Source organism: Trinickia mobilis, from assembly GCF_017315705.1.
Lineage (GTDB): Bacteria > Pseudomonadota > Gammaproteobacteria > Burkholderiales > Burkholderiaceae > Trinickia_A > Trinickia_A mobilis.
Map to the genome: position 1 here is coordinate 1 of NZ_JAFLRF010000042.1, position 18788 is coordinate 18788.

Annotated in this window: 15 protein-coding genes and 1 pseudogene; 13 read left to right on the forward strand and 3 right to left on the reverse strand. The window is 65.7% G+C overall.

Annotated features, from left to right (window positions below; genetic code table 11):
* Together J3489_RS31400 and J3489_RS31405 are read left to right on the forward strand one after the other, a co-directional pair.
* Positions 1-1415, forward strand: a 1415-nt coding sequence (locus tag J3489_RS31400; RefSeq protein ID WP_207004720.1) for an ABC transporter permease, incomplete at its 5' end; no start/stop codon positions are given.
* 12 nt (positions 1416-1427) lie between these two features.
* Complete coding sequence (locus J3489_RS31405; protein ID WP_207004721.1) at positions 1428-2762, forward strand: ABC transporter ATP-binding protein; 1335 nt, start codon at positions 1428-1430, stop codon at positions 2760-2762.
* 20 nt (positions 2763-2782) lie between these two features.
* Here J3489_RS31405 and J3489_RS31410 read toward each other — a convergent pair whose 3' ends face one another.
* On the reverse strand, positions 2783-3427 hold the full coding sequence (locus tag J3489_RS31410; RefSeq protein ID WP_207004722.1) for an NADPH-dependent FMN reductase: 645 nt from the start codon (positions 3425-3427) through the stop codon (positions 2783-2785).
* Between the two features lie 184 nt (positions 3428-3611).
* A complete protein-coding gene (locus J3489_RS31415) occupies positions 3612-4598 on the reverse strand; it encodes a TorF family putative porin (RefSeq protein ID WP_207004723.1) in 987 nt (328 codons plus the stop codon).
* 316 nt (positions 4599-4914) lie between these two features.
* On the opposite strand from J3489_RS31415, the pseudogene J3489_RS31420 reads away from it, so the two are divergent.
* The 4 genes and pseudogenes from J3489_RS31420 to J3489_RS31435 all read left to right on the forward strand — a co-directional run.
* Positions 4915-6229, forward strand: a pseudogene (locus tag J3489_RS31420) (quaternary amine ABC transporter ATP-binding protein); the annotation flags it as partial.
* Positions 6222-7118, forward strand: coding sequence for a choline ABC transporter permease subunit (choW, locus tag J3489_RS31425; RefSeq protein WP_207004725.1), 897 nt, complete (start codon positions 6222-6224; stop codon positions 7116-7118). The pseudogene J3489_RS31420 and the gene choW, both read left to right, overlap by 8 nt.
* Positions 7118-8092, forward strand: coding sequence for a GlxA family transcriptional regulator (locus tag J3489_RS31430; protein ID WP_207004726.1), 975 nt, complete (start codon positions 7118-7120; stop codon positions 8090-8092). Before choW ends, J3489_RS31430 begins: the two co-directional genes overlap by 1 nt.
* Before the next feature lie 53 nt (positions 8093-8145).
* On the forward strand, positions 8146-9099 hold the full coding sequence (locus J3489_RS31435; RefSeq protein WP_207004727.1) for a choline ABC transporter substrate-binding protein: 954 nt from the start codon (positions 8146-8148) through the stop codon (positions 9097-9099).
* 96 nt (positions 9100-9195) lie between these two features.
* Here J3489_RS31435 and J3489_RS31440 read toward each other — a convergent pair whose 3' ends face one another.
* Positions 9196-10284 (reverse strand): GlxA family transcriptional regulator, encoded by a 1089-nt coding sequence (locus tag J3489_RS31440; RefSeq protein WP_207004728.1) that lies wholly within the window; start codon positions 10282-10284, stop codon positions 9196-9198.
* A gap of 241 nt (positions 10285-10525) precedes the next feature.
* On the opposite strand from J3489_RS31440, the gene J3489_RS31445 reads away from it, so the two are divergent.
* From J3489_RS31445 to J3489_RS31475, 7 genes are read left to right on the forward strand one after another with little or no spacing between them, the layout of a single operon-like run.
* On the forward strand, positions 10526-11911 hold the full coding sequence (locus tag J3489_RS31445) for an L-serine ammonia-lyase (protein WP_207004729.1): 1386 nt from the start codon (positions 10526-10528) through the stop codon (positions 11909-11911).
* A gap of 33 nt (positions 11912-11944) precedes the next feature.
* Positions 11945-13189, forward strand: coding sequence for a sarcosine oxidase subunit beta family protein (locus tag J3489_RS31450; RefSeq protein ID WP_207004730.1), 1245 nt, complete (start codon positions 11945-11947; stop codon positions 13187-13189).
* Positions 13190-13213: 24 nt separating this feature from the next.
* Entirely contained in the window at positions 13214-13531 is a 318-nt protein-coding gene (locus J3489_RS31455; protein WP_207004731.1) for a sarcosine oxidase subunit delta, read from the forward strand.
* A complete protein-coding gene (locus tag J3489_RS31460; RefSeq protein ID WP_207004732.1) occupies positions 13528-16617 on the forward strand; it encodes a sarcosine oxidase subunit alpha family protein in 3090 nt (1029 codons plus the stop codon). Before J3489_RS31455 ends, J3489_RS31460 begins: the two co-directional genes overlap by 4 nt.
* Positions 16607-17236 carry a sarcosine oxidase subunit gamma gene (locus J3489_RS31465; protein ID WP_207004733.1) on the forward strand — a complete coding sequence of 210 codons (630 nt, stop codon included), beginning with the start codon at positions 16607-16609 and terminating at the stop codon, positions 17234-17236. Before J3489_RS31460 ends, J3489_RS31465 begins: the two co-directional genes overlap by 11 nt.
* Positions 17233-17694, forward strand: coding sequence for a dihydroneopterin aldolase (locus J3489_RS31470; RefSeq protein ID WP_207004734.1), 462 nt, complete (start codon positions 17233-17235; stop codon positions 17692-17694). Before J3489_RS31465 ends, J3489_RS31470 begins: the two co-directional genes overlap by 4 nt.
* A gap of 60 nt (positions 17695-17754) precedes the next feature.
* Positions 17755-18744: an aldo/keto reductase gene (locus J3489_RS31475; protein WP_207004735.1), complete on the forward strand. Its 990-nt coding sequence runs from the start codon at positions 17755-17757 to the stop codon at positions 18742-18744.
* Positions 18745-18788: the final 44 nt, after the last annotated feature.

The following is an 18788-nucleotide window of genomic DNA, read 5'->3' on the forward strand; positions in this document are numbered from 1 at the left end:
CGGTGCTCGGCTATATCTCGTTCACGGTCACGTTCTTCATCGCGCTGTTCCCGACGCGCGTGGCCGGCGCCGAATGCGCGGCGATCTTCGCGATCTTCACGAGCCAGGCCTGGAACATGACGTTCAGCTTCTACCAGTCGCTGACCACCGTGCCGCACGATCTCGATGAAGTCTCGCGCGGCTTTCATCTGACCGGCTGGCAGCGCTTCTGGAAGCTGGATGTGCCGTTCTCGATGCCGGGGCTGATCTGGAACATGATGATGTCGATGTCGGGCGGGTGGTTCTTCGTCGTGGCATCGGAAGCGATCACTGTCGGCAACAACACGATCACGCTGCCCGGCATCGGCGCGTATCTCGCGCAGGCGATCTCGGACAAGAACCTCGCCGCGATCGGCTGGGTGATTCTGGCGATGACGATCGTGATCCTCGCCTACGACCAGTTGCTGTTCCGTCCGCTCGTCGCGTGGGCCGACAAGTTCCGCATGGAGACCACCAGTTCGGGCAACGCGCCGGAATCGTGGCTGCTCGATCTGCTTCGCCGCACGCACCTGATTCACCGCGGGCTCGTGCCGATGGGCGTGCTGCTGGCGAAGGCGGCGCGCATACCGATACGCCTGCCGCTGCCTCGCGGACAACGCATCGGCCCGGTGCAGTTCGGCGGCAAGCGCTCGAAGGCCGGCGACATCATCTGGGGGATTCTCGTTCTCCTTCTGACCGTGTATGTGGTCTATCGCGTGGTCGCGTATGTGAGCACGGGTGTCACGATGAGCGAAGTCGGGCACGTGTTCGGGCTCGGGCTCATTACGCTCCTTCGCGTGGCGCTGCTGATCGCGATCTCCTCAGTCATCTGGGTGCCGCTCGGCGTGCTGATCGGACTGCGTCCGGCGCTCGCCGAGAAGATCCAGCCGCTTGCGCAGTTCCTCGCCGCGTTCCCGGCGAACCTGCTGTTCCCGGTGTTCGTGATCGTGATCGTGCGCTTTCACCTGAACCCGGATATCTGGCTGTCGCCGCTGATCGTGCTCGGCACGCAGTGGTACATCCTGTTCAACGTGATTGCCGGCGCGACGGCCTACCCGAACGACTTCAAGGAAGCGGCCACGAATTTCCGCATTCACGGCTGGCAATGGTGGCGCCAGGTGATATTGCCCGGCATCTTCCCGTACTACGTGACGGGCGCGATTACGGCTTCGGGCGGAGCATGGAACGCGAGCATCGTCTCGGAGTTCGTCCAATGGGGCGACACCAAGGTCGCGGCGCACGGCCTTGGCGCCTACATCGCGCAGACCACGGCCGCGGGCGACTTCCCGAAGATCATCCTGGGCATTGCGGTGATGTCCCTGTTTGTCACGCTGTTCAACCGCACGTTGTGGCGTCCGATGTATCGATATGCCGAATCCAAGCTTCGACTCGACTGAGAGAGATAGGCGATGCTAAATCCTAGAGCTGCGACTACGGAAGTGCTTCAGACGCCGCCGCGTGTCGGCGACGAGATCCTGTGCGTCAAGTCAGTCAGCCGGGGCTTCAACAAGGCCCAGGAAGACCTGCTGGTGCTCGACGACGTGAACCTGACGCTGCGCGAAGGCGAGATCGTCGGGATGCTGGGCCGCTCGGGCTCGGGCAAGTCGACGCTGCTGCGGATCATCGCGGGCCTGATCAAGCCGACCGACGGCCACGTCGATTACCTCGGCAAGCCGCTCGAAGGCCCGGCCGAAGGCGTTGCGATGGTGTTCCAGACGTTCGCGCTGTTTCCGTGGCTCACGGTGCTGCAGAACGTGGAAGCGGGGCTGGAAGCGCTGGGCGTCGGCGCAAGCGAGCGTCGCGAGCGCGCGTTGGCCGCGATCGACCTGATCGGTCTCGACGGCTTCGAAAACGCTTATCCGCGCGAGCTGTCGGGCGGCATGCGTCAGCGCGTAGGCTTTGCGCGCGCGCTCGTCGTCGATCCGACGCTGCTCTTGATGGACGAGCCGTTCTCCGCGCTCGACGTGCTGACCGCCGAAACGCTGCGCACCGACTTGCTCGACTTGTGGACGCAAGGCCGTCTGCCGATCAAGTCGGTGCTGATCGTCACGCACAACATCGAAGAAGCGGTGTTCATGTGCGACCGGATCCTGGTGCTGTCGTCGAACCCGGGCAAGGTGATCGCCGAGATCCAGGTGCCGTTCAAGCATCCGCGCAATCGTCTGGACCCGGCGTTCCGCCGTCTCGTCGACGATATCTACGCCCGCATGACGGCGCGTCAGGTGGGCGAAGCGGCGAAGAAGGAACTGGAACTCGGCAGCCGTCTGCCGGAGGTGTCGACCAATCTGATGGCGGGCCTGATCGAGACGCTGGCCATGCCGCCGTATGACGGCCGTGCGGACATGCCGGAAATCGCGCGCTCGCTGCATCTCGAAGTGGACGATCTCTTTCCGATCGCCGAAGTGCTGCAGCACCTGGGCTTCGCCGAGATGCGCGAAGGCGACATCTTCCTGACGCCGCAAGCGCGTGCCTTCTCCGAGTTCGGCACGCAGGAGCGCAAGATGATGTTCGCCGAGCATCTGCTGCGCAATGTGCCGCTCGCCGCGCAGATCAAGAAGGTGCTCGATGAGCGTCCGGGGCATCGCGCGCCGCGCGTGCGTTTCGAGCAGGAGCTGGAAGACTTCCTGTCGGACAACGCGGCTCAGCAGACGCTCGATGCGGTCATCAACTGGGGCCGCTACGGCGAAGTCTTCTCGTACAACGACCAGACGGAGCTTTTCAGCCTGGCGGACGTCGAGGCCTGACCGGGGCGGCATCGACGCGTTCAGCGCGCCCGCGTCAGCGCCTCCGCGACGCTTCGTCCGGCGGCGAGGCGCGCCGCGCGGTGCGACCCGAACGCCAGCGCGAATTCGGCCGCCTGCCGGCCGACCGTCGCGAGCTGCTCGGCGACTTTCTCATCCGAGCACGTATCGGGCGTCTCGAAGCGCGTTTCCAGCGTATTGACCACCGCGCCGAACGGCGTCGGCCAGCCGCGCAGCGCGTGCACGATCGAGCGCAGCGACGTCAGCACCGTGCCCGCCGCCTGCCAGCCGTAGGCCGTCACGACCGCGCCGACGGCGCGTCCGTCGAGGTAGGGCCGCTCGTCGGCGCGCAGCGCTTCGAGCGTGTCGAGCGCGTTCTTCACCAGGCCCGATACGCCGCCGTGATATCCCGGCGTCGCGATGATGATCGCGTCGGCGGCGCGGACGGCTTCGATCAGTTCGAGCTGGGCGCCGGTCGGAACCGGGTGTTCGGGCGCGTAGTGCGGGAGGCCGTGCAGGAATGCACCGCCGAACAGCCGCGTCCGCGCGCCCGCGGCTTGTGCGCCGCGCAGCGCAAAGCCGAGCGCGCGCTCGGTCGACGACGCATCGCGCGTCGTGCCGCCGATGCCCACGACGAGCGGCAGAGGAAGAGGTTCGAAAGCAGTCAAGACCACACTCCGTCGGTCAGCGGCGCCGCGCGAAGCCTTGCCGGCCGCGCGCCGGGGCGCCAGATTTTCAAATTGTTCAAGCTGCCATCGTAGCGACTGCTTAACTGCGCCGGAAACGACTTATTCTTCTATCGATATGCCGGGAACCGAAGGCAGGCGGCAGATGAGGGGCAGCCGGGCGGCATCAGAACACTTTCGTGAGCGTCGCGAGCACCGTGGTCGCCAACGGATTCGACACCGCGATATTGCCTGACGAATCGCGCGCGCCCGTCGTGTAGTTGTCGTAGACGTCGGTCGCGCCCCAGCCCTTGGTGACCGCGCCGGTCAGCGTCCAGCCGCCGTCGAACGTCTTGGAGACGGCCACCTTCGCGTCCTGCCAGTTGTACGCCGAGAAGCTCTGCACGCGCTGCCAGCCGTAGTGCAGCAGCAGCGAGAGGCCGTGCGTCAAATCGATGTTCGTGTTCAAGTCGAGATAGCCCGAGCCGCGGCTGTGCTGTCCGCTGCCGACCCCGAGCGACTGGCTGTCGTAGCCGAAGTAGTTCGGCGTGTACGTGAGCCAGTACTTGGCGGTGAACCACTTGTAGGTGAGCGCCGCGACGATTTCGCCGTAGTTGTAGCTGGTGTCGCTCGCGGCCATGCGGGCGCCCGGATATATGTAGTAGTACACAGTACCCGTGTACGAGACATCGCCGATCGATCCGCCGTAGCCGCCGTACAAGTCCCATTCGACGGTGCCGTCCTCGATGAACTTGCTGCTCACGCTGGAGAGCCAGGTGCCGGCGAACAGGCCGCTCGGGTGCGCGTAGTCGAAGCCGCCCTGAATCGCCGGCTTGCCCCAGCCCTGCCTGAAGCCGCGCGACACGTATTGCGAGGCAAGCGTCACGTTGGCCGTCAGCGGCGACGCTCCGGCCGGAGCGGGCGCTGCCGCCGCTGCCGGGGCGGGCGGATCGGCCGGATTGGCCGCGAGCGTGGGCGCGGCCTCCGACGCCGGCGTTGCGGCCTGCGCGGGCGCCGGCGTGCTGGCTGCCGCGGGCGCGGCCTCCGAGCTCGAGCCTGAGCCGTTGGCATCGGCCGATTGCGCCTCGGCTGCGGCCGCATGCAGCGTGCCGATCAGGGCCGCGCCGCAAAGCGCGGCTGACGTAAAGCGTGACTTCGTCTTGCCGTCGTGCATGAAGAAGATCTCCGTCGTTGAGGGCGGGCCGCTTTGCGTGCTTTTGCCTGCTGGCTGGCTGCGGTTTCCACCGGGCAGTTCGATTGAGGGGCGGGCCTCCCGCGTCGATGCCTGCGGTGTCGAGAGGGCGTCCGGTCGAGATGACGGTCGGAGTATGTCCAGCCAAATCGGCCATTGCGCATGGCGTTTTGGACGCGAATCTGCACGCCGGCGACACGGCGTTTTTTCATGCATGACGTCTCGTGCATCGCACCATCGGCAAAGCCGCGCGTGCGGCGGGCGTTTGCGCGCTTTCGGGACGATCGTCCGTTTCCATGCGTGTCGCATTTGCGCAAGCGTCTGTCGGAATTCGTCGGCTGCAACGTCTTTTTTCTGGCAACTATGTATGAACACTGTGCAGGCCGGCGCCTGCGGCCCTGCAGCCCTGCTGCTCGAAGGAGATGGATTCGATGAATGCCCCAAAGGTGGTGGTCGAAAGTCTGTACAAGGTGTTTGGCAACAACCCGAAACAGGCACTCGACATGCTCGCGGCCGGTGCGACGAAGGATGAAATCTTCGCGCGCACCGGCCAGGTGGTCGGCGTGCAGAACGTGTCGTTCGGCGTTCAGGAAGGCGAGATCTTCGTGCTGATGGGCCTCTCGGGCTCCGGCAAGTCCACGCTGATCCGCCTGATCAACCGGCTCGTCGAGCCGACGTCGGGCAAGGTGATCGTCGACGGCCGCGACATCGCCGCGGTCAAGCGCTCGGCGCTCACGTCGCTGCGCCGCACGGACATGAGCATGGTGTTTCAGTCGTTCGCGCTGATGCCGCAGCGCACGGTGCTCTCCAACGCCGCGTTCGGGCTCGAAGTGGCGGGCGTCGCGAAGAAGGAGCGCGAGAAGCGCGCGCTTGCGGTGCTCGAGCAGGTCGGGCTGGCGGCCTTCGCGCAGAAGCTGCCGTCGGAGCTCTCGGGGGGCATGCAGCAGCGCGTCGGCCTGGCGCGGGCGCTGACCGTGAACCCGTCGCTGATGATCATGGACGAGGCGTTCTCGGCGCTCGATCCGCTAAAGCGCAAGGAGATGCAGAACGTCCTCCTGCAACTGCAGAAGGACCAGCGCCGCACGATCATGTTCGTGTCGCACGATCTCGAAGAGGCGCTGCGCATCGGCAACCGCATCGCGATCATGGAAGGCGGCCGCCTCGTGCAGCTCGGCACGCCGCAGGAAATCATCAGCAACCCCGCCGACGACTACGTGCGCGCGTTCTTCGAAGGCGTCGACACCAGCCGCTACCTCACGGCGGCCGACCTCATGCAGACCGACGCCGTGCCGCTCGTGCGCCACGCCGACACGGCCGCGGTGACGGCGTCGCTCAACGGCAGTGCGGACTACGCGTTCGTGCTCGATGCCGAGCGCAAGATCCGCGGTTTCGTCACGCGCGAGGCGCTCCACGCAGCGACGCCCGCCGTGGCGCCGCGTATCGCGCAGGTCGAAAGCATCTCGCGGGCGGCGTCGCTCGAGCATGTCGTGTCGCGCGTCGTCGCGAGCGCGAGGGCGCTGCCGGTCGTGGACGACGACGGCTGTTATTGCGGCTCGGTCGATCGCGCCGCTGTTCTGAAAGTACTCACGCGTTCGCGAGGCGCCCATGTCTGAACTCATCCCACTCGGCAGTTGGGTCGATCAATCCGTCCACTTCCTGCTCGATCACGACAGCAGCACATTCGATGCGATCGGCAAGGTGATCGAGGGCATCGCCGCCTTCGTCGAACACAGCCTGCAGGCCGTCCCGATGTGGGCGCTGATGGCGATTTTCATCGGCATCGGGTTGTGGCGCGTCGGCTGGCGCTTCGCGATCTTCACGACGCTCGCGCTGCTCCTCATCTACGCGACGGGCTTCTGGGATCAATCCGTCATCACGCTGGGCCTCACGCTGTCGTCGACGATCATCAGCCTCGTCTTCGGCGTCCCGCTCGGCATCTGGACGGCGAAGAACAAGCACGTTGCCGCGATCGTCCGCCCGATACTCGATTTGATGCAGACGATGCCCGCTTTCGTCTACCTGATTCCGGCGGCGATGCTGTTCGGCCTCGGGCGCGTGCCGGGGATTCTGTCGACGGTGATCTTCGCGATGCCGCCCGCGGTGCGCCTGACGAGCCTCGGCATTCGCCACGTGAACCGCGAGATCGTCGAGGCGGGGCAGGCGTTCGGCTGCACGCCGTGGCAGCTGCTCTACAAGGTGCAGTTCCCCAATGCGCTGCCGTCGATCATGCAAGGCGTGAACCAGACGATCATGATGGCGCTGTCGATGGTGATCATCGCGTCGATGGTGGGCGCGGGCGGTCTCGGCAACGACGTGCTCGCGAGCATTCAGCGGCTCGATATCGGGCTTGGCTTCGAGAGCGGACTTTCGGTCGTGCTGCTTGCGATCGTTCTCGACCGCATCACCGAAAGCTTCGGCCGCACGCCGGGCACGGCGCCGGCACCGCGCTTCGCAGGGCTGCGCAATGTCATGCGCGTGCGCCGCGCTTGGAGAGCGACGTGATGCCGGCCACGACGGAAGCGCCGTTGCCGTCCCCCGCGCATTTCGGTTTTCTGACGTTGCCCAACTTCTCGATGATCGCGTTCACGAGCGCGATCGAAGTGCTGCGGATGACTAACTACGTGGCGCGGGAGCCGCACTACCGCTGGTCGATCGTCTCGACCGGCGGCTCGCCCGTGCGGGCGAGCAACGGCATCGCCGTCAAGCCCACGCGCACGCTCGAAGCGTCCGGGGTGCCCGATGTGCTGATCGTCTGCGGCGGCACGCAGATCCGCAATGCGGTCGATGCGCCGGTCAAGACGCTTCTCGCCGAACTGGCGGAGTGCCGCGTGCCGCTCGGCGGGATCTGCACGGGCGCCTACGCGCTGATGAGCACGGGCCTCCTCGACGACTACCGCTGCACCGTGCATTGGGAAGACATGTCGGTGCTGCACAGGGAATTCCCGCGCGTGCGCTTTGCCGACGAGCTATTCGTCATCGATCGCGACCGGCTCACCTGCACGGGCGGCACCGCGCCGCTCGACCTGATGCTGCATCTGGTCGGCAGGCGTTTCGGCCAGAGCCTTGCCGCGCAGGTCTCGGAGCAGTTCATTCTCGAGCGCATTCGCAGCGCGTCCGATCATCAGCCGATTCCGGTGGATGCGCGCGTCGGCTTCTCGCGCGCCGAGCTGATCGAAGTGGTGCGGCTGATGGAAGCGAATATCGAAGAGCCGCTCTCGCTCGACGAACTCGCGCGGCTCGTGCAACTGTCGCAGCGTCATTTGCAACGCATGTTCAAGGTGTATCTGAATGTCTCGCCGACGCACTACTACCTGTCGCTTCGATTGCGCCGCGCGCGCGATCTGCTGCGCACGACGGACGCATCGATCGCGCGCGTGACGACCGTCTGCGGTTTTCATTCGCCGTGCCATTTCAGCAAGGCATACCGCGCGCAATTCGGACACGCGCCGAGCCTGGAGCGGCGCCGGCCCGAGTGAACGGATTTCCCTGTCGTCGACACTTCACATATCGAAACCCGAGGAGAAAAGCAATGAAGCGAATCCTGACCGTGGCGGCTTGCGCGCTCGGCGTGGCGGCTGCGATGACGGCTGCGCCCGCGCAGGCGTCCGACCCCGGCGTGTGCCGCAACGTGCGCTTTGCCGACGTCGGCTGGACCGATATTGCGGCGACCACCGGCCTCGCGTCGACGCTCTTCAGCGGCCTGGGCTACACCCCGACGAAGACGATCGCTTCGGTGCCGATCACGTTCGCGGGCATCAAGAGCAAGCAAATCGACGTGTTCCTCGGCTACTGGGCGCCGACGATGGACCCGATCATCGAACCGTTCGTCAAGGCCGGATCGATCAAGGTGCTGCCCACGCCGAACCTGACCGGCGCGAAGTACACGCTGGCCGTGCCGGATTACGTCTATAACGGCGGCCTCAAGTCGTTCGCGGATATCCGGAAGTACGCGGACAAGCTCGACGGCAAGATCTACGGGATCGAGCCGGGCAACGACGGCAACGCGCTGATCAAGAAGATGGTCGACGGCAACCGGTTCGGCCTCGGCAAGTTCAAGCTCGTCGAATCGAGCGAGGCGGGGATGCTCGTCGAAGTGAACAAGGCGATTCGGGAGAAGCAGTGGATCGTGTTCCTCGGCTGGGAGCCGCATCCGATGAACGTGCAGATGAAGATCGACTACCTGAGCGGCGGCGATGACGTGTTCGGGCCGAACTATGGCGAAGCGAAGGTGTTCACGGCGACGCCGCCCGACTACGCGGCGCGCTGCCCGAACGCGGCGAAGCTCGTGTCGAACCTGCAATTCACGACCGGCATCGAGAACCACGTGATGGTGCCGATCATGAACAAGGAAGATCCGAACAAGGCCGCGCTCGCATGGCTGAAGGCGAATCCGCAGGTGCTGAACCCGTGGCTCGCGGGTGTGACGACGATCGACGGGAAGGATGGGGTGACGGCGGTGAAGCGCTATCTGGCGTCGCATTGAGCGGCCGGCGGCTTGCGCCGGATCGGGAATGGGTGGCTTGATCCGGCGCTTCGAGGCGCCGGCGTCACGATTTTGATGACGACCGAATCAAGGCCGTCAATAAACGCCGCCGACGCCGACGAAATTCTCGCCGCAGACGATGTCGTCAGCCCGTGCGTCTTCGCTGCGCTGTTCCCGGAACATCACCGGAGGCACCCCGAATTGCTTGCGGAACTCGCGCCCCAGGTGCGACGCATCGGAAAACCCGCAGCTCGACGCGATATCGGCCACCGTCCGGTCTGAACTCGTAAGCAGCCAGGCCGCCGTGCGCAGGCGCACTTGCTTGGCAAACGCCTGCGGGCTCTTCCCGGTCTCCGCCTTGAACAGCCGCTCGAGCTGACGCGGCGACAAATCGAGCTTGCACGCCAGCTCCTCCAGCGGCAGCGAGCGCCCGACATGCTGTTCCATCAGCAGAATCGCGCGCTTCACCTTCGGGTGCGTCGCGGGCTCGAGCCCCGGCGGATGCGGCTGCGGCGCGTTGCCCTTTTGCATTTCGCCGACGAGCAGGATGCGCAGCGCCTTTTGCACCGTCGCGTGCTCGAAATGCCGCAGCAGAATCGCTGCCGCGACGTCGATCGACGCGCGTCCGCCCGAACACGTAATGCGCCGCCGGTCGATCACGAAGAGCCGGTCGGCGATCAGCGCATCGGTGCTGACCGTCGGAAATCGTTCGACGAAATCCCAGTAGTGGAACCAGCTCACGCAGATCCGGTGGCCGTCGAGCACGCCGGCGCGCATCAGCGCGAACACGCCGGTGCAAATGCCGACCAACGTCGCGTTGCCGCGCGCGGCCCGCTGGATGAAGCGCAGCGTCGCTTCGTTCGCTTGCGGGCCCGAGTGCAGCAGGCCGCCGACCACGACGACGTAGTCGAACGGCTCGACGGTATCGAACGTCTCCCAGGGCGTCACTTGGATGCCGCAGCTCGCGCGCACCGGCGCGAGCGTGTCGCCGATCACGCTCCACGAGCAGCGCACCGGCTTGCTGTAGTCGCCTTCGTCGGCGGAGAGGCGCAGCATGTCGACAAAACCCGAAAACGCCGTCAGCGTGAAGTTCGGCAGGAGCACGATGCCGAAGCGGATCCGTGCTTTCGGCGCGGGGTCGGCGGTGTCGGCGGTGGTCAAAGGTGGCGAGTCGGCGAGTTTCATGCGGGTATGTCGGGCGGTGTTCGGTCGAGGCGCTGCTTGCGACCGCCACGCTTGAAGCGTCGCCTATCGCTTGCGTCCCGGCTTGTGATTTTCCGCCGCAAATCGTCGGCGAAACGTACTTTGGCAGCAGGTTGAGGCCACCTTGGCGGCGGCATCCCACACCGATGCCGTTTTTGTTCTATCTGCGGATTCTACGCTTTGGTGTACTGGCGCCAAGTCACGAACGATGAGGCAGGTAAGCATGAACGTCAGCATCTTCGATTTGTTCAAGATCGGCATCGGCCCGTCGAGCTCGCACACGGTCGGGCCGATGATCGCCGCGTGCCGCTTCGCCTCGCACGTCGAGGATACGAACCTGCTCGGCTTTGTGCGGCGCGTCAAAGTCGAGCTGTACGGCTCGCTCGGCGCGACCGGCAAGGGGCACGGCACCGACAAGGCGGTGCTGCTCGGGCTCGAAGGCCATGTGCCGGATGCGGTCGATCCGGACCTGATCGAGCCGCGTCTTGCCGAGATTCGCCGCGGCAAGTCGCTGCGTCTTTTGAACGAGCACGCGATTCGCTTCGACGACAAAGAGGACGTCGCTTTCTATCGCAAGCTGATGACCGGCACCGCCGTCGTGCATCCGAACGGAATGCGCTTCCAGGCGTTCGACGAGCACGGCCAGTTGCTCGTCGAGAAGGAGTATTACTCGGTGGGCGGGGGCTTCGTCGTCAATCGCGAGGGCGATCGCGTGAACGGTGTCCGGACTGGCGGCGAGGTGCCGTATCCGTTCCGAACCGGCGACGATCTGTTGCGGCAATGCCGCGCGAGCGGCAAGTCGATCGCGCAGGTTGCGTTCGCGAACGAATGCGCGTCGCGCTCGCCCGATGAAGTGCGCCAAGGCTTGCTCGCGATCTGGCGCACGATGGCCGCTTGCGTCGAGCGCGGCTGCCAGGCGCAGGGCAATCTGCCGGGGCCGATGGGCGTGAAGCGCCGCGCGGCCGAACTTTCCAAGAACTTGCGGATGCGCTCGGAAGAGTCGTTGCGCGATCCGCTCTCGATGCTCGACTGGGTCAATCTCTATGCGATGGCCGTCAACGAAGAAAACGCCGCGGGCGGCCGCGTCGTCACCGCGCCGACCAACGGCGCGGCCGGCGTGATTCCCGCCGTGCTGCACTACTACGTAAAGTTCGTGCCCGGCTCGAACGAGAACGGCATCGTCGACTTCCTGCTGACCGCCGCCGCGATCGGCATCATCTACAAGGAAACCGCCTCGATTTCGGGCGCGGAAGTGGGCTGCCAGGGCGAGGTGGGCGTCGCGTGCTCGATGGCCGCCGCCGCGTTGGCCGCCGTGATGGGCGGGACGCCGGACCAGGTCGAGAACGCCGCCGAGATCGGCATGGAGCACAACCTCGGCATGACCTGCGATCCGGTCGGCGGCCTCGTGCAGATTCCCTGCATCGAGCGCAACGCGATGGGCGCGATCAAGGCGCTCAACGCGTCGCGCCTGGCGCTCAAGGGCGACGGCCACCACTACGTGTCGCTCGATTCCGTCATCAAGACGATGCGCGAGACCGGCGCCGACATGAAGACGAAATACAAGGAGACGTCGCGCGGCGGCCTCGCCGTGAACGTCATCGAATGCTAACCACCACGCCTTAAGCCAAGCAGGACTTTAGCCATGAGCCGCTATTCGATTTTCAGTTTGTTGCGCAACGGGTTGTCGTATCACGAGAACTGGGAGCGTCAATGGAGAAGCCCCGAGCCTAAGCGCGAGTACGACGTGGTGATCGTCGGCGGCGGCGGGCACGGGCTCGCCACCGCGTATTACCTCGCGAAAGAGCACGGCGTGAAGAACGTGGCGGTGGTCGAGAAAGGCTGGATCGGCGGCGGCAACACCGCGCGCAATACGACGATCGTGCGCTCGAACTACCTGTGGGACGAATCGGCCGCGCTGTACGAGAAGGCGATGAAGCTCTGGGAAGGCCTCGCGCAGGATCTGAACTACAACGTGATGTTCAGCCAGCGCGGCGTGATGAATCTCGCGCACACGCTGCAGGACGTGCGCGACACCGAGCGGCGCGTGAACGCGAACCGGCTCAACGGCGTCGACGCCGAGTTCCTCACGCCCGCGCAGATCAAGGAGATCGAGCCGACCATCAACCTCAATAGCCGCTACCCCGTGCTGGGCGCATCGATCCAGCGGCGCGGCGGCGTCGCGCGCCACGATGCGGTCGCATGGGGCTTCGCGCGCGGCGCCGATGCGCGCGGCGTCGACATCATCCAGAACTGCCAGGTCACCGGCATTCGCCGCGAGAACGGCGCGGTGACGGGCGTCGAGACGGTGAAGGGCTTCATCAAGGCGAACAAGGTGGCCGTGGTCGCGGCGGGCAACACGACGACGCTCGCCGACATGGCCGGCATCCGCCTGCCGCTCGAAAGCCATCCGCTGCAGGCGCTCGTGTCGGAGCCGATCAAGCCCGTCGTCAATACCGTCGTGATGTCGAACGCGGTGCATGCCTACATCAGCCAGTCCGACAAGGGCGACCTCGTGATCGGCGCGGGCATCGATCAATACACGGGCTTCGGCCAGCGCGGCAGCTTTCAGATCATCGAAGGCACGCTGCAGGCGATCGTCGAGATGTTCCCGGTGTTCTCGCGCGTGCGGATGAACCGGCAGTGGGGCGGCATCGTCGACGTGTCGCCGGATGCGTGCCCGATCATCAGCAAGACCGGCGTGAAGGGCCTCTATTTCAACTGCGGCTGGGGCACGGGCGGCTTCAAGGCGACGCCGGGCTCGGGCTGGGTGTTCGCGCACACGATCGCCAACGATGCGCCGCATCCGCTCAATGCGCCGTTCTCGCTGGAGCGCTTCTACACCGGCCATCTGATCGACGAACACGGCGCCGCAGCCGTGGCCCACTAACCCTACGCATACACGGAGACCTCCATGCTGCTGATCGAATGCCCCTGGTGCGGGCCGCGCGCCGAATCCGAATTTTCATGCGGGGGCGAAGCGGACATCGCGCGCCCGCTCGACACCGACAAGCTCACCGACCGCGAATGGGGCGATTACCTCTTCATGCGCAAGAACCCGCGCGGCCTGCATCGCGAGCAATGGTTGCATACGCAAGGATGCCGCCGCTGGTTCATGGCGACGCGCGACACGGTGAGTTACGCAATCCAGGGATATCAAACGTTCCCGACGCAGGCCGAAGCGGCCGCCAAAGCAGCCGGCAACGCCGCACAAGAGGGCAAGCAAAAATGAGCCAGAAAGACCGCCTCGGTACCGGTGGCCGGATCAATCGCGCGATCCCGCTCGCATTTACGTTCAACGGCAAGACTTATCAGGGCTATCAGGGCGATACGCTCGCATCGGCGCTGCTCGCCAACGGCGTGCATTTCGTCGCGCGAAGCTGGAAGTATCACCGGCCGCGCGGCATCGTGACGGCCGGTGTCGAAGAGCCGAATGCCATCGTGCAGCTCGAGGGCGGCGCGTACGCGGTGCCGAATGCGCGCGCGACCGAAGTCGAGCTGTATCAGGGGCTCGTCGCGGCGAGCGTCAATGCCGAGCCCTCGATCGAACACGACCGCATGGCCGTCAATCAGAAGATCGCGCGCTTCATTCCGGCGGGCTTCTACTACAAGACGTTCATGTGGCCGCGCAAATGGTGGCCGAAGTACGAAGAGAAGATCCGCGAGGCGGCGGGCTTGGGCAAGGCCCCCGATACGCGCGATGCGGACCGCTACGACAAGTGCTACGCGCATTGCGACGTGCTCGTCGTCGGCGGCGGTCCGGCGGGGCTTGCCGCGGCTCACGCGGCCGGTGCGGCCGGCGCGCGCGTGATCCTCGTCGACGACCAGCGCGAACTCGGCGGCAGCCTGCTGTCGTGCAAGGCGGAGATCGACGGCAAGCCGGCGCTGCAATGGGTCGAGAAAATCGAAGCGGCGCTCTCGCAGATGCCCGACGTGAAGGTCCTTACGCGCAGCACGGCATTCGGCTATCAGGACCACAATCTCGTCACCGTCGTGCAGCGTTTGACCGATCATCTGCCGGTGTCGATGCGCAAGGGCACGCGAGAGCTGATGTGGAAGGTCCGCGCCAAGCGCGTGATTCTCGCAACCGGCGCGCACGAGCGTCCGCTCGTGTTCGGCAACAACGATCTGCCGGGCGTGATGCTCGCGTCGGCGGTGTCGACGTATGTGCAGCGCTTCGGCGTGCTGCCGGGACGCGAAGCGGTCGTGTTCACGAACAACGACGACGGCTATCAATGCGCGCTCGATCTCAAGGCATGCGGAGCGAAGGTGACGGTCGTCGACCCGCGTGAGCAAGGCAACGGCACGCTGCCGAACGCCGCGCGCCGCCAAGGCGTGAAGGTGCTCAACGGCGCCGTGGTGACGCAGGCGCACGGGAAGTGGCGCGTCGCGTCGGCGGAAGTGGCATCGTTTGCGAACGGCAAGGCCGACGGCAAGCCGATGAGCCTGCCGTGCGATCTGCTCGCGATGTCGGGCGGCTGGAGCCCCGTGCTGCATTTGTTCGCGCAATCGGGCGGCAAGGCGCACTGGAACGATCAGAAGGCGTGCTTCGTGCCGGGCAAGGCGATGCAGGCGGAGTGCAGCGCCGGTGCGGCCGCGGGCGAGTTCAGCCTCGCGCGCGGCTTGCGGTTTGCGGTCGATGCGGGCGTCGAAGCGGCGAAGGCGGCCGGCTTCAAGGCCGAGCGGCCGGCGCCGCCGCGGGTCGCCGAACTCGACGAGACGCCGCTCTTGCCGCTGTGGCTCGTCGGCAGCCGCGAGGCCGCCGCGCGCGGACCGAAGCAGTTCGTCGACTTCCAGAACGACGTTTCCGCGGCCGATATCCTGCTCGCCGCGCGCGAGGGCTTCGAGTCGGTCGAGCACGTCAAGCGCTACACGGCGATGGGCTTCGGCACCGATCAAGGCAAGCTCGGCAACATCAACGGGATGGCGATTCTCGCCGGCGCGCTCGGCAAGTCGATTCCCGAAACCGGCACGACGACGTTCCGCCCGAACTACACGCCCGTTTCGTTCGGCGCGTTCGCGGGCCGCGAGCTCGGCGACTTCCTCGATCCGATCCGCAAGACCTGCCTCCACGAATGGCACACCGGGCACGGCGCCATGTTCGAGGACGTCGGCAACTGGAAGCGGCCCTGGTATTACCCGAAGCCGGGTGAGGACATGCATGCCGCCGTGGCGCGCGAATGTCTGGCGGTGCGCAACGGCGTCGGCATTCTCGATGCATCGACGCTCGGCAAGATCGACATTCAGGGGCCCGACGCCGCGCAGCTTTTGAACTGGGTCTACACGAATCCGTGGAGCAAGCTCGAAGTCGGCAAGTGCCGCTATGGGCTGATGCTCGACGAGAACGGCATGGTGTTCGACGACGGCGTGACCGTGCGCTTGGCCGACCACCACTACCTGATGACGACGACCACCGGCGGCGCGGCGCGCGTGCTCACCTGGCTCGAACGCTGGCTGCAGACGGAGTGGCCGAACCTGAGAGTGCGTCTCGCGTCGGTGACGGACCACTGGGCGACCTTCGCCGTGGTCGGCCCGAAGAGCCGCAAGGTGCTGCAGAAAGTGTGCGGCGATATCGAATTCGCGAACGAGGCGTTCCCGTTCATGACTTATCGCGAAGGGATGGTTGCGGGCGTCGCCGCGCGTGTGATGCGCATCAGCTTCTCGGGCGAGCTCGCGTACGAGGTCAACGTGCCGGCCAACGTCGGCCGCACGGTGTGGGAAGCGCTGATGGCCGCCGGCGACGAGTTCGGCATCACGCCCTACGGCACCGAGACGATGCACGTGCTGCGCGCGGAAAAGGGCTACATCATCGTCGGCCAGGACACCGACGGCTCGATCACGCCGTTCGACCTCGGCATGGGCGGGCTCGTCGCGAAGTCGAAGGACTTCCTCGGCAGACGCTCGCTGACGCGCTCGGATACGGCGAAGGAGGGGCGCAAGCAGTTCGTCGGCTTGCTGACCGACGACGCCTCGTGCGTGCTGCCGGAAGGCGCCCAGATCGTCGCGACGCCGCTCTCAGGAGAACGCCGGGCCGCCCCAAGTTCTTCTGCCCCCTCGGGGGGCCTGGCGCGCAGCGACAGGTCCGGGGGCGCTGTCGATCACCGGTTCGGCGCTATCGCGCCGATGATCGGCCACGTCACGTCGAGCTACTACAGCCCGATCCTCGAGCGCTCGATCGCGCTCGCGGTGGTGAAGGGGGGCTTGGGCAAGATGGGCGAGACGGTCACGATTCCGCTCGCAAACGGCAAGCAGGTCGCCGCGAAGATTTCGAGCCCGGTTTTCTACGATATCGAAGGAGTGCGTCAACATGTGGAATGAAGGCAGGGGCCATGCTTCGGTCGTCGTGGAGCGCGGCGTGCGCTTCGAATCGCCGCTCGTCGGCGTGCAGGATCTGATGCAGGCGCATCAAGCGGCGGCGTCGAAATATTTCCGCTTGAACGAGCGGCCGTTTCTCGAACTCGTCAATTTGCGCGGCGATCTCGACGATGCCGCGTTCGTCAGCGCGGTGCAAAGCGTGCTCGGCTGCCGTCCGCCCGCGAAGGCCAACACGGTCGCGCAGGGCAACGGCTGCGACGTGCTGTGGCTCGGACCCGACGAGTGGCTCGTGCGCTCGCACGAGGCGCGCGCGGCGACGCTGGAGACGAAGCTGCGCGTCGCTTTCGACGGCGCCTATGCCGCAGCGGTCAACGTCGGCAGCGGCTATACGGTGGTCGAAGCGAGCGGCGAGCGCGTGCGCGACGTGCTCTCGCGCGGGTGTCCGCTCGATTTGCATCCGCACGTGTTCGCACGCGGACAGTGCGCGCAAAGCCATTTCTTCAAGGCGTCGATCGTGCTGATTCCGACTGGAGAGAACGCGTTCGAGATCATCGTGCGCCGCAGCTTCGCCGACTATTTCTGCCGCATCCTGCTCGACGCTGCCGCGCCGCTGATGTCGTGAAACCGCACGAACCTTTTGTGCCGCTTGCGGAGCTGCCGGCCTCCCTCGACCCGCTGCGTGAAGGCGCGCCACGCCGCGGGCGCGGCTGGCGCGTGTTCATCGACGAGCTGGCCGTGCCGACGCGCATCGGCATTCATCCCCATGAGCACGCGGCCCCGCAGCCGATCGTGATCGATGCGCGCCTGACGTACCGTTGCGTGCCGTCGGAAACGGGCGGATGGATCGACTACGAGCGCTATTGCGAGCGCATCGCCGCGTTTCTCGCGACGAAGCCGCATACGCGCTTGCTCGAGATGCTGGCCGTCGAGATGGCGGTGCTGTCGTTTCGCGAATGGCCCGCTCTCGATGCGCTGACGCTCGCGCTGCACAAGCCGAAGATCCGGCCCGGCACGAAGCGCATCGGAGTCGAGCTGGATTGGACGCGTGCCGACTTCGACGCCTGGTCGCGTCCTGCATGAGTTGCGCACGAGCGCTATGCTGTCGCCTTGTCCGCATCGCCTCGCAACCCAGGAGCCATCATGCAATACACGAAATTCGGCCATACCGGCCTGACGGTGTCGAACTTGTGCCTCGGCACGATGACGTTCGGCTTACAGATCGACGAAGCCGTATCGAAGCAGATCCTGGATCAGGCGACGGACGGCGGCATCAATTTCATCGATACGGCCGACGTGTATCCGCTTGGAGGCGGCGAGCAGTTGGCTGGACGGACCGAGGAAATCGTCGGCCGCTGGCTGAAAGGCAAGCGTCAGCGCTTCATCGTCGCGACCAAGGCAGTCGGTAAGGTCGGCCCTTCGCCTTGGGACAAGGGCGCATCGCGCAAGCATTTGCTCGATGCAATCGACGCGTCCCTCGCGCGGCTGGGAACCGACTACGTGGATCTCTATCAGCTGCATTCGGACGATCAGGACACGCCGCTCGACGAAACGCTCGAAGCGCTCGATACGATCGTGCGCTCAGGCCGCGTGCGTTATATCGGCGTGTCGAATTTTCTGGCGTATCGGCTCGCGAAGGCGCTTGGACGTGCCGATCTGCGCGGCCTCGCACGCTTCGTTTCGGTGCAGCCGCGCTATAACCTGCTGTTTCGGCAGATCGAGCGCGAGTTGCTGCCGCTGGCCGGCGAGGAACGTCTGGCCGTGATCCCGTATAACCCGCTCGCGGGTGGGCTTTTGACCGGCAAGCACCGGCGCGATGCGGCGCCCCCGGAAGGGCGTTTCACGGTCGGCAACGCGGGCGCGATGTATCAGGAGCGCTATTGGCACGAGCGCGAGTTCAATACGATCGAGGCGCTGAAGAAGACCGTCGAGGAGGCAGGCCTCGCACTTTCCACGACTTCGATTGCGTGGGTGCTCGCGAATCCGGTCGTGACGTCGGCGATCATCGGCGCGAGCCGCCCGGAGCAATTGACCGCTACGCTCGCGGCAGCCGACATGACGCTCGACGCCGGATTGAAGGCGAAGCTCGACGAGCTCACGCATGAATATCGCTGGGGCGACGCGGCTCGCTGACTGCCGCGCCGGCTCCATGCTGCACGTGCCGACGCGGAGCGCAA

What these genes read in the sequence shown, in the direction of transcription:
- J3489_RS31405 (WP_207004721.1), top strand. Translation starts at nt 1,428, where the DNA reads ATGCTAAATCCTAGAGCTGCGACTACGGAAGTGCTTCAGACGCCGCCG.
- J3489_RS31415 (WP_207004723.1), bottom strand. Translation starts at nt 4,598, where the DNA reads ATGCACGACGGCAAGACGAAGTCACGCTTTACGTCAGCCGCGCTTTGC.
- choW (WP_207004725.1), top strand. Translation starts at nt 6,222, where the DNA reads ATGTCTGAACTCATCCCACTCGGCAGTTGGGTCGATCAATCCGTCCAC.
- J3489_RS31430 (WP_207004726.1), top strand. Translation starts at nt 7,118, where the DNA reads ATGCCGGCCACGACGGAAGCGCCGTTGCCGTCCCCCGCGCATTTCGGT.
- J3489_RS31435 (WP_207004727.1), top strand. Translation starts at nt 8,146, where the DNA reads ATGAAGCGAATCCTGACCGTGGCGGCTTGCGCGCTCGGCGTGGCGGCT.
- J3489_RS31440 (WP_207004728.1), bottom strand. Translation starts at nt 10,284, where the DNA reads ATGAAACTCGCCGACTCGCCACCTTTGACCACCGCCGACACCGCCGAC.
- J3489_RS31445 (WP_207004729.1), top strand. Translation starts at nt 10,526, where the DNA reads ATGAACGTCAGCATCTTCGATTTGTTCAAGATCGGCATCGGCCCGTCG.
- J3489_RS31450 (WP_207004730.1), top strand. Translation starts at nt 11,945, where the DNA reads ATGAGCCGCTATTCGATTTTCAGTTTGTTGCGCAACGGGTTGTCGTAT.
- J3489_RS31455 (WP_207004731.1), top strand. Translation starts at nt 13,214, where the DNA reads ATGCTGCTGATCGAATGCCCCTGGTGCGGGCCGCGCGCCGAATCCGAA.
- J3489_RS31460 (WP_207004732.1), top strand. Translation starts at nt 13,528, where the DNA reads ATGAGCCAGAAAGACCGCCTCGGTACCGGTGGCCGGATCAATCGCGCG.
- J3489_RS31465 (WP_207004733.1), top strand. Translation starts at nt 16,607, where the DNA reads ATGTGGAATGAAGGCAGGGGCCATGCTTCGGTCGTCGTGGAGCGCGGC.
- J3489_RS31475 (WP_207004735.1), top strand. Translation starts at nt 17,755, where the DNA reads ATGCAATACACGAAATTCGGCCATACCGGCCTGACGGTGTCGAACTTG.